Annotated in this window: 10 protein-coding genes; all 10 read right to left on the bottom strand. The window is 63.7% G+C overall.

Going from position 1 to position 13,699, the window contains the following annotated elements:
* Positions 1-3: 3 nt before the first annotated feature.
* The 10 genes from F7R11_RS21550 to F7R11_RS21505 all read right to left on the bottom strand — a co-directional run bounded on the left by F7R11_RS21550 (position 4) and on the right by F7R11_RS21505 (position 13,468).
* On the bottom strand, positions 4-1,119 hold the full coding sequence (locus F7R11_RS21550; RefSeq protein WP_064807980.1) for a DUF4123 domain-containing protein: 1,116 nt from the start codon (positions 1,117-1,119) through the stop codon (positions 4-6).
* A gap of 17 nt (positions 1,120-1,136) precedes the next feature.
* Positions 1,137-3,896 carry a type VI secretion system Vgr family protein gene (locus F7R11_RS21545; RefSeq protein ID WP_064807982.1) on the bottom strand — a complete coding sequence of 920 codons (2,760 nt, stop codon included), beginning with the start codon at positions 3,894-3,896 and terminating at the stop codon, positions 1,137-1,139.
* A gap of 11 nt (positions 3,897-3,907) precedes the next feature.
* Positions 3,908-6,619 (bottom strand): type VI secretion system ATPase TssH, encoded by a 2,712-nt coding sequence (gene tssH, locus F7R11_RS21540; protein WP_064807984.1) that lies wholly within the window; start codon positions 6,617-6,619, stop codon positions 3,908-3,910.
* Between the two features lie 45 nt (positions 6,620-6,664).
* Positions 6,665-7,756: a type VI secretion system baseplate subunit TssG gene (tssG, locus tag F7R11_RS21535; RefSeq protein WP_064807986.1), complete on the bottom strand. Its 1,092-nt coding sequence runs from the start codon at positions 7,754-7,756 to the stop codon at positions 6,665-6,667.
* A complete protein-coding gene (tssF, locus tag F7R11_RS21530) occupies positions 7,720-9,570 on the bottom strand; it encodes a type VI secretion system baseplate subunit TssF (protein WP_064807988.1) in 1,851 nt (616 codons plus the stop codon). Before tssF ends, tssG begins: the two co-directional genes overlap by 37 nt.
* Positions 9,571-9,634: 64 nt before the next feature.
* Positions 9,635-10,108: a type VI secretion system baseplate subunit TssE gene (gene tssE / locus F7R11_RS21525; protein WP_064807990.1), complete on the bottom strand. Its 474-nt coding sequence runs from the start codon at positions 10,106-10,108 to the stop codon at positions 9,635-9,637.
* A gap of 81 nt (positions 10,109-10,189) precedes the next feature.
* Entirely contained in the window at positions 10,190-10,693 is a 504-nt protein-coding gene (locus F7R11_RS21520; RefSeq protein ID WP_021193542.1) for an Hcp family type VI secretion system effector, read from the bottom strand.
* A gap of 111 nt (positions 10,694-10,804) precedes the next feature.
* Positions 10,805-12,289, bottom strand: a complete 1,485-nt coding sequence (gene tssC, locus F7R11_RS21515) for a type VI secretion system contractile sheath large subunit (protein WP_064807993.1) — start codon at positions 12,287-12,289, stop codon at positions 10,805-10,807.
* The gene (gene tssB, locus F7R11_RS21510) at positions 12,282-12,794 is read right to left on the bottom strand and encodes a type VI secretion system contractile sheath small subunit (RefSeq protein ID WP_021193540.1); all 513 of its coding nucleotides are present in this window, start codon (positions 12,792-12,794) and stop codon (positions 12,282-12,284) included. The genes tssC and tssB overlap by 8 nt, the downstream gene beginning before the upstream one ends.
* A gap of 44 nt (positions 12,795-12,838) precedes the next feature.
* The gene (locus F7R11_RS21505) at positions 12,839-13,468 is read right to left on the bottom strand and encodes an outer membrane protein assembly factor BamD (RefSeq protein ID WP_169341975.1); all 630 of its coding nucleotides are present in this window, start codon (positions 13,466-13,468) and stop codon (positions 12,839-12,841) included.
* Positions 13,469-13,699: the final 231 nt, after the last annotated feature.

The raw sequence follows: 13,699 nt of genomic DNA, 5'->3' as shown, positions 1-13,699 counted from the left end.
TCCTCATGCGAATTGCTCACGGTCTTCAAACAGGCTGGCAAACCCCGCATCGGGGTCATCACGCAACGCTTGCAGAACACGTGCCAGCACATCACGCCACAGTGGCGCGTCCCAATCAATCGGCTTACTGACGATACCGTCCTGCACGCTTTGCAGAATCGGCCGCCAGCTACACCAGATGAAATCCTGCAGGTTGGAATCCACCAACCCCAGTTCCTGTCCTTTGTCCAACAAACGGGTCATGCTCGCCGCATTGGGCTGCGTTTGAGCAGCGATCCCGCGCTGTGCAAACCTTGCCCACACGCGGTTCCCAACGGGCGATGAATGCGCCGCTTGCCATTGGGTGGCGTTCATCAACCGGTTGAGCGGAGGCACCGTGGCTGGCACAGCCGACGCGGCACATCTCTGCGCTTTGAACCACACTGGTGCTGGAGTAACACTATCTTCTGTTGCGGACAAATCTGCGATCGGCCCCCATGGCTGCGTCAACGACCACCACGCCTGCGTTTTCCCCAGCCACGTGTTCTGCTGCTCCGCCGACAGAGTCGGCCACACGCGTTGCATCACACGTGGATCCTGATAGCGGAACAGTCGCGCAGTGTGACTACCCGGCACGTACTGAAACCCCAGCAGGGCAAGATGCTGGGCAACCCGTATAGCTGACTCCGGGCTGAACAAGACCGCGCAGAGGTACTGACGCGCCAGTCGCTGACTGGCTTGCTTGCTTGTATCTTCCAGCCAGCGTGCCAGAGCCTCCTGAGCACGTGCCTGCACCAGACTGTCGGAATCGGCATCCAGCAACAAGTCATCCGGGACCGGCACAAGGCAAGGCGCCTCGTCCTCTCGGCCCGCGTAGAAATCATCGGGAACGGCCTCACGCCCACTGACGGCCTCGGGCCACTGCTCGGACAATTCAGCTGCAAGGGGATTGCCCTCCCACGCATCAAACAACAAGTACGCGCGCAATGGACGTTCCTGCGGCAACTGTTGCTGAAGCATGTGATAGCCAGCGGCCAGTTCCCGGCACCGCGCCAGATAATCGGGGGGCGGTACAGCCCCTTCGGCAGGTACGGCGCTCAACGTCACATCTGCAAAGCCGGCCAACATGCGATTCGTCATGTCATTGCTCTGGTCATTCAACGCGACACCGACCCTGCACCACTGGTGGCGGCACCGTCCTCTTGGACACTGCACCCTTTCAGCTTGCCTTGCGCCAAGCTGTTATGCACCGCCGCCCCACCCGGCCCCACAAACTGATGCCCCGCCCCCTTGAACGTCACCATCCCAGGCGCATGCAGCTCAATCGTGCCGTTGGTCACCTTGATCTGCGCACCGGCTGCATTGACCAGCACATACTGCTTGGCCTCGGCCGTCACGCTGGCCTGCGTGGATGCCACGGTCACAGCCTTTTCGGCCACGAGGTGGCTTTCACCCTTGAGGCTGCTCAATCCCACCTTGCCGCTGGCGGCATGCATGGCGATACCAGGTGTGGCATCCCCCGCCTGCCCGAGCGACTTGCCATGCGCGTACAGGCTCAGCCCTTCGGCCACAGCAACAGACAGGTTGCCCCCCACCGGCACATTCACATCCTGCTTGGCGGCAAGCATCACCTGCGTACCGGCAACGATCACGGTATCGGCGGGCGTTGTGGTGACGATGCCCTTGGGCGCGGAGATCTGCAGATGCGGCTCGCTGTAGGCAACGGCCTGGGCACCTTCACCGGCGCTCTCGGTGTGGCGAAGGACTTCGGTGGTGTGACGCAGTTGCTTGAGCGCGGGCAGTTCCTTGGCGGCCGGCTCATCTGCCAGGCCGGCCTTCTGCTTCTGCGCGGCTTCAGCCAGGGATTCGGCCAGGTCGCTCATCGCTTCGATCTGGCTGGCGGCGGCTTCACTGTCCTGCAATGCCGCATCGGTGCCAGCGCTGTGCACGGTCAGCAGGAGACCGGCACCGGCGCGCACGCTGCCACTGTCGTCGGTGGCCAGCGCGGCACCGTGGCCAAGATCCGCCTGACGCGCGCTGTCGATCTGTTCCTTGTGGTGGCCTAGCACGAGGCCCGTGGCGGCCTGCGTGGTGCTGAGCTGCGTGCGGCCCTGGCCTGCTGTGTCGTCAAACACAAGCTGGTTGTAGCCCGATGTGCCTGCCTGGCTGCCCGCAAGCGCCTGCGTCTTGATGCCGGAAAGCACCGCGTTGTGAGCGTAGGCGCCTTGGCTCTTGCTGTCGCCGGCAAACCAAGCGGGTGCGTTGCCGGTAGCGCCGGCTGCACCGGCCTGGTTCTGGTTGTACTGTGCGTCGGTCTGGCCGGTGCCGTTGTAAGCGGCGCCCACCACAACGGGGCGGTCGATGTCGCCTTGCAGGAATTCCACCAGCACTTCCTGGCCAACACGCGGTAGGGCCACGCCACCCCAGTTGGGGCCGGCCACCGGCGCGGCCACGCGCACCCAGGCGCCCAGGCCGGCGCTGGCGCGCGCGTTGTCATCGCCAGCGGGGTGGGACTGGCGGCTGGCCGAGCGCGCACCGCGCTGCCAGTGGAATTGCACCTTGATGCGGTGGTCGCGGTCCGTATGCACCGGGCCATCGGCGCCAATCACGAGTGCGGTCTGGCTGCCGTTGACGGTCGGGCGCGGGTGCAGTGCGCGGCCTTGCTCGTCGCTCTGCTGGGGGCGCACGGGCACACTGTCGCGCACTACGGTGAAGTGGTTGCGGTAGAACGTGGCGTCTTCGCCCGCGCCCTTGTTGCTGCCGGCGCCAAGCACATCGCCATCCTTCAATGCTCCGAGCGTTTCAGTCAGCACCTGCCCGAAGCGGTCGTTGAAGTTATTGCGTGCCTGGTGCGTCACGGCCAGCACGGCAAAGCGCTGGTCGCCCTCATCGTGATCGAAGTGGTCGGTCAGCTTGAAGCGCGTGCCGGTCGCCAGCGTACGCACGCTGCCTTCGCCATCGAACTGCTTGTCGCGCAGCTCCAGCGCTTCCATCATCAGCCGTGCGACGCGCTGCGCCTGGTTGTTGTCTTCAAACCAGTATTGGCCGGGGTAGTCGGTGTCCTGCAGTGTCAGTTGCGGGCCATCGCTGCCCTGCTGCTGGCCCCCAAGCTGCGCCGTGCGCTTGGCGTTGGCGCGGTAGTCCCAGCTTGCGATCGACACGGCGTTGGTCTGCCAGCGGCGCGTGCCCTGCCAGCGGTCGATCACGTCTTCGGTGGCAGTGGTGTCCGCGCGACCAAAGCGGATACTGGCTTGCGCGTTGTCGGTGAACACGTCATTGGCATCGGCGATGACCATGCGGTGCACACCCAGCGCATCGCCATCCTTGGCCTCGTGCTCGAAGAAGTAGAACAACCCCTCTTCCGCCAGCAGGCGCGTAACGAAATCGAAGTCGCTCTCTTCGTATTGCGTGATGACGCTGCGGCGCGTGTAGACCGCGCTGTCACGCAGCGCCCAGCGCCATGCGGGTACCAGGCGGCCCTGGCCTTGGTAGTCGCCAAACAGGCTGTCGATCACCTCGATGATCGACATGTCCTGGAACAGGAAGCTGTCACGGCGGTAGCGCAGGAAGGCGAGCCACGGCTCGATCACCAGCCGGTAGCGCACCAGGCCGCCATTGGCGCCAAGCTGCTCGAAACGCGTGACGTGGCCGTGGAACGGGCGCAGCGTGCTGCGGCTTTGCTGCGTGAGCAGGTCGAGCCGCACGGGCTGGCCGAGCAGCTTGGTGGAATCTATGTCGGCGTTGTCGGACAGCGCCGTTAGTTCCAGCCGGAAGCCACCGGCATCCATATGCTCGGCGGCGTCCAGTTGTTCGGGCAACAGCGCGTTCGGCCCCAGCGGTGTTTCCAGCCGCAGCAGGCGGTTGGCCTGGGTGAAGGCCGCGCGCAGCAGGTTTGCCAGCTCGGTCGGAGAGACCATGGTGTGCTCGCTTATTGAATGCGGTACTTGAACTCGCCGCTCTTGCCGACGCCCACCTTGATCTTCTCAACGCTGCCACCTTCGGCCATGCGCGTGAGCACCGATTCGGCAATCTCCGGCAACAGCGTGCCGTTGAGGATGTGGTCGACCGCGCGGGCGCCGGCATCCACCTCGGTGCAGCGTGCGAGCACGGATTCCACCAGCGCGTTGTCCCACTGGAACGTGGCCTTGTGGTTGACGGCCACGCGATCGCGAATGCGGCCCAGCTTGAGCGTGATGATTTCGGCCAGTACGTCGTCGGAAATCGGGTAGTACGGCACCACCTTCATGCGGCCGAGGAATGCCGGCTTGAACGCCTTGTAGAGCGTCGGGCGCAGTTGTTCGGCCAGGGCATCGGCGTCCGGCAGTTCTTCCGCCGCCTTGTTCAGGCACGCTTGCATGATGTTCGACGACCCGACGTTGGACGTCAGGATGATGATGGTGTTGCGGAAGTCGATGGGGCGGCCTTCGGCGTCATCCATCTCGCCCTTGTCGAATACCTGGAAGAACATCTCCAGCACGTCGGGGTGGGCCTTCTCCACTTCATCCAGCAGCACCACGCTGTACGGGTTGCGGCGCACGGCTTCGGTCAGCACACCGCCCTCGCCGTAGCCGACGTAGCCAGGGGGCGAGCCCTTGAGGCCCGACACGCTGTGCGCCTCCTGGTACTCGCTCATGTTGATGGTGATGAGCTTGCGCTCGCCGCCGTAGAGGATGTCGGCCAGTGCGAGTGCGGTTTCGGTCTTGCCCACGCCCGACGGGCCGGCAAAGAGGAACACCCCGCGCGGTTTGTTCGGGTCTTCCAGGTTGGCGGTGGCAGTGCGCACGCGCTGTGCAATAGCATCGAGCGCATGGTTCTGGCCGATCACGCGGGCAGCCAGCAGCGGCTTGAGGTTCAGCACCGTCCGCAGCTCGTCCTTGACCATGCGGCCGAGCGGGATGCCCGTCCAGGCGGAGACGATTTCCGACACCACGTGGCCGTCCACCTGCAGCGGCACCATCGGGGTTTCGCCTTGCAGCGTGCGCAGTTCGGCCAGCAGCTTGGCCAGTTCGTCCGGCTCATCGGCGGTGCGGGCGCGCTTGGGCATCGACACCACGTTGCTGTTGGCAGCCACCGGCAATGCATCTTCCTCACTGGCCTGCTCCGTGCCGTTTTCGCGGGCTTCACGCAGGGCCTGGATGCGGGCGACGAGTTCGCGTTCCTTGGCGAGGCGTTCGGTGTTCTGGGCGACGCGCTGCTCCAACTCCACACGCTGCGCGTTCAGGGCTTCCAGGCGCGCATCGTGTTCTGCACCGGCGCTCTGCTCGCGCTCCAGCGCGTTGATCTCACCCTGCAGGCGCTCAAGCGTTTTCTGGTCGTCTTCAATGGCGCCGGGCGTGGCGCTTTGGCCCAACGCCACCTTGGCGCAGGCGGTATCCAGCACGCTGACGGCCTTGTCCGGCAGTTGGCGCCCGCTGATATAGCGATGCGACAAGCGCACCGCCTCGGTAATCGCTTCATCCAGCACGCGCACGCCAAAGTGGCGCTCCATCAGCGGCGCCATACCACGCAGCATGGAAGCCGCCAGCGGCTCGCTCGGCTCTTCCACCTTGACGACCTGGAAGCGGCGGGCCAGCGCAGCGTCCTTCTCGAAGTACTTTTTGTATTCGCTCCACGTGGTGGCGGCAATGGTGCGCAGTTCGCCACGCGCCAGCGCCGGCTTGAGCAGATTGGCCGCATCGTTCTGGCCAGCCTGACCACCTGCGCCGATGATGGTGTGGGCCTCGTCGATGAACAGGATGATCGGTTTCGGGCTCTTCTTCACCTCGTCGATCACGTTCTTCAGGCGGTTCTCGAACTCGCCCTTCACGCTGGCACCTGCCTGCAGCAAACCCATATCGAGCGTGCGCAGTGTCACGCCTTGCAGCGGCGGCGGCACATCGTTGGCGGCCACGCGCAGCGCCAGGCCTTCCACCACGGCGGTCTTGCCCACGCCGGCCTCGCCGGTCAGGATCGGGTTGTTCTGGCGGCGGCGCATCAGGATGTCGATCACCTGGCGGATCTCGGCGTCACGGCCGATGACCGGGTCGATACGGCCTTCGCGGGCGGATTGCGTCAGGTCCACCGTGAATTGATCGAGTGCAGGCGTGGACGACAGTGCTGCGGCGGGCTTGCCGCCATCTTCGGCCTGAGCGGTTGCATCGTCGGCAATATCGACGGCCTGTTCCTGCTCGTCCGAACCGGCGGTCATGCGCTCGAAATCGTGCTTGAGGCGATCGACCTCGAATTTGGCAAACAAGCGTGAACCACGCTCAGCCAGGGCAGACAGGCTCGGCTCCGTCAGCAAGGCCAGCAGCAGATGGCCTGAGCGGATGCGCGTGATTTGCGAATCCAACGAGGCGATCAGCCAGCCATGCTCGAACAGCTTCGGCAGATACGGGGAGAACGCCGGCGTGCGCGTGTTGCCCTTCTGAAAGCGGCCAATCTCCGCTTCCAGGTCACGCTGCAGCGCTACCAGATCAATGCCACTGGCACGCGCGGCCACGGCGAAATCGCTGCGGCGGTTTTCCAGCAGTGCCAGGAACAGGTGTTCTAGGTCGACCTCGTAGTTGCCTTGCGCCATGCACAGCGAGGCGGCGCGCTCGGCAGCCTGCCGGCTGGTCGCGTTCAGCTTGGCGATCAGGGTCTTGAGTGGGATGGCCATGGCGGCAGGGCTCCGAAGGATCGAAAAAGGTGTCGGTGATTGGTGTCAGTGCAGCGGCGCGAGTGTGTAGCGCGCGTCGCTGCGGTCTTGCTGCGCGGGGCGCGAGCACAGGAAGGTGTCCCAGCCAATCCTGCCGCTGTCTTGCGCGCCGAGCGTGCAGCCAGTCACGTCCTGCTGGCGCAGGATCAGCTTGATTTCAAATTCGAGCGTGGTGCCGCTCAGGATGGTCAGCATCTTGCGCAGCGCCAGTGCGCCGGGCGCGCCGGGCAGGAAGTTGCGGTACTGCGCCCGCTTGAGCGGGCCGACCCACAGGCGCACCCGCAGATCACGCTGCCAGACGCGGGCACCGGCCAGCGCCGTCGCGCCCAACACATTGCTTGTGCTGCCCAGCCGCGTGTACTGCGATGCAGGCACGTGATACCAGCCGCCCACGAATTGCTCCACACGCACCGGCGCCTGGAAGTAGTCCGCCAGCACGCGCTGCAGATACGCGGCAGACACAGGGCGGTGGCGCACCGCGGTGGCGTAGCCAGCCAGCGCTTCGTCGTGGATGGCGCCGGGTGTGCCGGTCAGATCGCTGCGCAGCGTCTTGTCCGCCGCGCCCGCCAATGACAACAACAGCGGCAGGTAGTGTTTGCTGTTGTCGACTTCGTACTGGAACGGCAGCCGGTACTTCTTCCACGCCAGGTAGAACAACGCCGTCGCACGGTTCGAGAAGATGTCGAAGAACGCGCGGGCTGCACGGTCGCGCCAGACCGATTCGCGCTCGGCAACGATCTCGGTGTAGCGCAGGGGCAAGGCGCCCTGCCCGCCCAGCATGCCGAAGAACGAGGGCGTAATGGCGAGGTTGTCGAGCGCGCCCTCTTCCAGCGCGGCGATGAAGGCCTCGTCGGTTTCCAGCATGTCGGGCGTCAGGCTTTCGGCCTCGATCCCCTGCAACTCGCTGGGCGGAAACGACAGCGACAGCGTATTGCGAAAACTCACCCGCGTTGCAAGCGCGTGCTCGGACGAGGTGCTGCCACGGCGCGCGAAGAGCTGCTCCAGCAGGCGCACGGCCTGGAAGAACTGGTACCGGTGCGGCTGCTTGAGCAGCCCGCGGATCACACCAGGATCGATTCGCCGCTGCGGGGTGCGCATTTGACCAGTTCCTTGCCGCTGCGGCGCGACACCGCAATCAGCTGTACAAAGCTGTTCATGTGGACGTACAGGCCGAAGAAGTGGTCCAGCACGCGAATGAAGCGGTGCAGGCCCGTGCCGACAAAGGCGTCTTCATCCAGCGTGAGGCGGATTTCCAGACCGCGTACAAAGGTGGCGAACGGCTTGCCGGCCAGCCACTGTGTTGCCGGCTGATAGTCCAGCCCGACAATGCCTTCGATCTGCCGGGCGGAAATCGCGCTGCGCGGCAAGTCATGCAAGCGCAGCATTTCCTTCAAAGTCGGCAACCCGTTCTGCACGAGCGAAAGATGGTTGAGCGCCAGCAGCGAGATCAACCGCCACTGCGCCGCACGCCCGCCGCCAAACCGCATGGAAGGCGTCGGCTTGCGCAAGAAAATGATGTTGCGGGCAATCGAGCTGCCCTCCATCGACAGATCGCCATCGGGTTGACCAAACGCCAGCGTGGCTGGCAGATCGCGATTGGTGCAGGTGACCGACAGGCTCAGCGTATCGGTCTGTGGGCTTGCCGGGTCGAACTGCGTATCGACGATCGAGATCTCGGTCTCGAAGCCGGGGCTGCGCTGGGCGACCATCTCGTTGCGGCGGGCCAGCCAGTAGTGGCCGGCGCGGCCCGGCTCTTCGCCGTGGTGCAGCGAGTAGAAAGGGCGGAATTCCGTCACCTGCTCGTGCGCCGTGGTCTCGCGCACCAGTTGCACCTTGTCGATCGAGTAGATATCAAAGCCGTGCGCGCGGCGACTGTCAGCCACTACCGGATATGCACTGGCGGTGTGTTCGATACGGATCGGGTCCGCCTTCTGCTGGAACAGGTTGACCACCGGCGTGCAGTGCAGACGCAGGTGTTCCGCTTGCAGATTCTCGAGCAGGCGCGCGGCGTGGGAATCGCTGCGTACGTCTTTCAGCACGAGGTGCAACACCAGCTTGCGCACCGGCACACCCGGCGTCAGGCCGCGCCGCAGCGCTGCCAGGTCAATGTCGAAGAAGTTGAACTTCTCCGAGAAGCTGAAGTGCTCGGTCAGCAGCCGATAAGCCGGGTGCGAGCGCGCCGGGCAATCGATTAGGGATTCGTCTTCGGAAAAGCCGACTTCCAGCAGCGGCACGCCCATCAGGCGCTTCCACACGCCGGGGCGCTCGCCTTCTACGTAGGCAGCGGCGGTATGCAAGAACAACGCATCGCCCAGGGCTGCGACGAACGACGGTTCGCCATCCATGTAGACGCGCAGCTTATCCAGCGCCAGCGATTCAAAGCCGCCGCGCTCGCCAACGTGCTCCAGCGTGATGGCAATGGAGCCGGTTGCGCCCTTGGGCAATTGCACGGCGGCCGGCGCAGACACGGCACGCTCGAAGGCGGCCGCAGCCACCCGCACTGGCGCGAAGGTCACGTCATACGCCGTGCGAAAGCGGCATTCCACCTTGCGCACGATGCGCGTGGTCAGAAAGGTGCCGCGCGGGATCGTGACCGGGGCACTCAGCTGCGCGGCCACGCCACGCACATCGAAATGCGCCACCGAGCACGAGGGAAACGGGCGCAGGTAGTGGGGGTACAGAACCTCCAGCAGCGCTTCGGTAAATTCGGGGTAGTCGTCGTCGAGCTTCTTGCTGACGCGTGCGGTCAGGAAGGCGAACGATTCGATCATCCGCTCGACGTGCGGATCGTCGCAGCCCTCGCCCGACATGGCGAGCCGGCCAGCGACCTTTGGATACCGCTCGGCGAAGTCGCGCGAGTACCGGCGCAGGAAAGCCAGTTCTCGTTCGTAGTAGGGCAGCAGCTCTTCCATCTTCCTTGCGGTCCGGTATAGGTCCTGAGGCCGTCAATCGGTGCACTCAGGCCCGAAGGCAATCTCAGCCGCGTCCGCGTGAAACGGAGTAGCGCAGCGTGGACGGTTGCAGCGTGGCGTCAAAACTCACCGGCTCCCGCGCAGGCCCGACCAGCAGTACCGCACTGATGCCGAAGCACAGCGCGTTGGTCGCCCGCTCGTTGATCTCCAGCGACACGTTCACATGCTGCAGGCGCGGTTCATGGCGCTCGATCGCCTTGGTCAGCGACTGGCAGATGTAATTGCGGTCGTAGAAGCTGGCGAGGCTCAGGCCGGCAAAATCGTTGAGCCCATAGGTGAGCAGCGACCGCTTGCACTCAGGCAAGCCATGCAAGTCGTCCTCCTCAAACACGATGCGCGTGTTGAGCAGGGATTCAATGTCGCGTGCGACCGTGCTCTTGAGTTCTTCCAGCGAGAGCTGGCGCAATGCCGTGGGCATGGGCGCGTGGGGCTCGTCGTCGAAGAGTTTTTCGAGCAGGCTGGGTTCGAAGCCTTTCATACCGCTCTAGCCAGTGCCAATGCAAGACGCCGCAGCGTACGGCTGCGGCGCTTGCAATCAGAACGCCAAACGTTAAAACGTTTAGACCGAGTACGTCTTGTCGTTCTTCGTGAGGCTCCAGGCGCCTTGCGAGTTACCGCCCTGGCCGCCAGCGCCCTTCTGCTGCGTGTACTTCCACTGCACTGCGGCGTAACGCAGGCTGAACGTGTCGCTCGGGATGCCTTGGGCCACGACTTGCGAATCGACTTCGCTCAGGATGGCGTTCTTCAGCTTCACTTCGAGGTACTTCACGCGATTGCCTTCGCCATCAGCGCGGAAGAATTCGATCGTGACTTCACCAAAGGTCGTGCCGCCCGAAGCGTGTTGGTACAGCAGCGGGCTGACCACGTCCAGATCCTTCGAGAACACCATGTCGCGGTGCTCGCAGCGCTCGGCGGTGTGGCCGCCGGCGGTCGAAGCCGTGGCCGAACGCGGCTGCACGACGGCTTGCGACCAGCTGTTGATCTCGATCCAATCCTTGTGATCCTTGTCTTGCGACTCCCCCTTGATTGCCGGGCTGTCGAACTTGACGTAGATATCCTTCATACAGAGACCCTCTTCAATAGATAGGTTGTTGGTACTGCAATGTGTAACGAGCGCAACGCGTGGTTAGGCCCGAACATTCCCCCCCGGGGAGAGTCCGGTCAGGAATGATGATTACGAGTTGGTCGGCTTGGGCAGATCGGCCACCAATCGCAGCGAGATCGAGAGTTCGTCCAGCTGGAAGTGCGGACGCAGGAACGCCACCGAGCGGTACGTGCCCGGCTTGCCCGGCACTTCCGACACCTGGATCGACGCCTCACGCAGCGGGAATTGCGCCTTCTGTTCTTGCGTGGCGTTGTCGTCCAGCAGCACGTACTGCGAGATCCAGCGGTTGAGGAACGTCTCGACGTTCTTGGCCGACGCGAAGCTGCCGATCTTGTCGCGCATCATCGCCTTCAGGTAGTGCGCCACGCGCGATACCGAGAAGATGTACTGCAGCTGCGCCGACAGCACGGCGTTGGCGTTGGCGCTATCCGTGTCGTACTTCTTCGGACGCTGCACTGACTGCGCTGCAAAGAACGCGGCGTAGTCGGAGTTTTTGCAGTGGACCAGCGGAATGAAGCCGAGGTCGCTCAGCTCCTTCTCGCGGCGGTCAGTGATGGCAATTTCGGTCGGGCACTTGAGCGCGACTTCGCCATCGTCGGTCTTGAAGGTGTGCGTCGGCAGGTCTTCGACCAGGCCGCCGCCTTCCACACCACGGATGGCCGCGCACCAGCCGAAGTCTTCAAACGCCGCCGTCAGGCGTGCACCGAAGGCCCAGGCAGCGTTGCACCACAGGTACTTGCTGTGGTCGGTGCCGTCCACGTCTTCAACAAAGTTGAAACCTTCAACGGTGGTGCCGTCCTTTGGGTTGTATGGCAGACGGCCCAGGAAGCGCGGCAAGGTCAGGCCAACGTAGCGCGAATCCTCCGACTCGCGGAAGGACTTCCACTTGGCGTACTCCACCGTGTCGAACACCTTGGCCAGGTCGCGCGGCTTGCCCAGGTCGGCAAACGATTCAAGACCCAGCAGCTCAGGCGACGACGAAGCGATGAACGGTGCGTGTGCGGCGGCGGCCACGTGCGCCATCTGCTCGATGAAGTACATGTCCTCAGGCTGACGCGTCACTTCAAAGTCGCCGATCATCGCGCCAAACGGTGCGCCGCCGAACGTGCCGAACTCTTCTTCGTACACCTTCTTGAACAGCGCGCTCTGGTCAAACTCGATGGCCGTCTTGAAGTCCTTCACGAGATCGCGCTTGGTCGCGTTGAGCGCCTTGATCTTGATCGTCGTGCCGGTCTGCGTTTCCTTGACCAGGTAGTTCAACCCGCGCCAGGTGGATTCCAGCTTCTGGAATTCCGGCGCATGCATGACGGCACTCAGTTGCTGCGAGATCAAACGGTCCAACTCGGCCACACGGGCATCGATCGTGGCAGACAGGTTATCGGACACCACCACGGTGCCGTTGAGCACCTGGCTGGCCAGCTCACCGATGATGTCCTTGGCACGCTCGCGCTCGGAATCCGATTTGGCAACGCGGCTTTGCTCGACGATGCTGTCAAGCAGGCTGACCTCCTCCGCAACCGAGGCGCTCTGCGCAGCGGATTGGTTCTCAAGCATCCTCGCCCCCGTTTGTCTTGGCGCCGAGCTTCTTCGCGTTTTCGGTGTTCTTCAGCACGTCAGCCAGCAGGTCTTCCAGCTTGTCGTTGCCGGCCATCTTATTGCGCAGGTCGGCCAGCTTGGAACGCGCCTCCAGCAACTGGCGCAGCGGCTCAACCTGCTGCACCACCGCCTCGGGGCTGAAGTCTTCAATCGAGCGGAATGTCAGGTCGACGCCAAAGCGGCCACCCTCTTCCGTCAGCGTGTTGGGCACCTGGAAGGCCGCACGCGGTGCGACGCCGGACATTACGTCGTCAAAGTTGTCGCGGTCGATGTTGACGAACTTGCGGTCGCGCAGCTTGGGTTGCGGCACTTCCGACTGGCCCGACAGGTCAGCCACCACGCCCACGACGAACGGCAGTTCTTTCTGCTCGATCGCGTCGCCGATCTCGACGTCATATGTCAGTTGCACGCGCGGCGGGCGCACCTTCTGCAGACGCTTCTGCACACTTTCTTTCTTGGCCATCACGTTCCTCCTGGGGAATGCGGAAGCGGGAACCGGTGCGGCGCTTAGCGCAGCGCGCCAAACGGATCAGCACTGCCGCTGGCGCCACCCGTGGCTGCCGGAGCGGCTGTACCACCATGGTTGGCGGCCTCGGTTGCGGCGGGCGCTGCACGCTTGACGACGCGAGTCGGGCGGCGCACCGGCTGCTTGGCGGTTTGCTCACCCGGGAACAGAACCTGCTCGCCCAGCGTGTCACGCAGCATCTTGGCCAGCACTTGCGCATCGGTCTTGACGTCGCCTGCCAGCGCGCTGTCAGCACGCAGCTCTTGCAGCGAGCGACGCGCCACGCGCAGGCCGCTCACCGCCAGGATGCTCTTGGCCTGGCGGTCGCTGCCATCACGCTGCAGCGCTTCTTCAGCCGCCAGGATGGCCTGCGGATACTTTTCCGCGCCGAACTGGAGCTGGGCGATGCGCACCCACGGTTCGTCACGCGTCGGGTTGACCTTGGCGATCTGCTGATACAGGTCGATGGCCTTGTCTTGCTGGCCACCCTTAGCGGCGGTTTCCGCCTCCGACATGCTCTGCTTGAAAGCCTCGTCCGTCTGGGGGCCTGGGTTGCTTGTGGCACAGCCGGTGATCAAGGCAGCGGCACCAGCCAGCACGATAAGGGAACGGAGAACGCGGGAAATAGACATGGATTTGGCCACGGCGAGACTCTTCAAAAGTTCAAAGCGGTGCGTCGATACCCAATCATATTCACCGGAATTGGCGAGTTAAATGTTGGTCTCGACTGGCGCGAAATAGTACACTCCGCTCGTTGAAGTTGACAACCACAAATGAATCATTAAGGAACCGAAACATTTCCTTTGAATTCAAGGCTTTGTAGCACATCTTGATGGCCAGATTCGATTATTAAGAAACCGAAA

This window comes from Ralstonia insidiosa (assembly GCF_008801405.1).
Classification (GTDB): domain Bacteria; phylum Pseudomonadota; class Gammaproteobacteria; order Burkholderiales; family Burkholderiaceae; genus Ralstonia; species Ralstonia insidiosa.
This window is presented reverse-complemented; position numbering and strand designations above follow the sequence as displayed.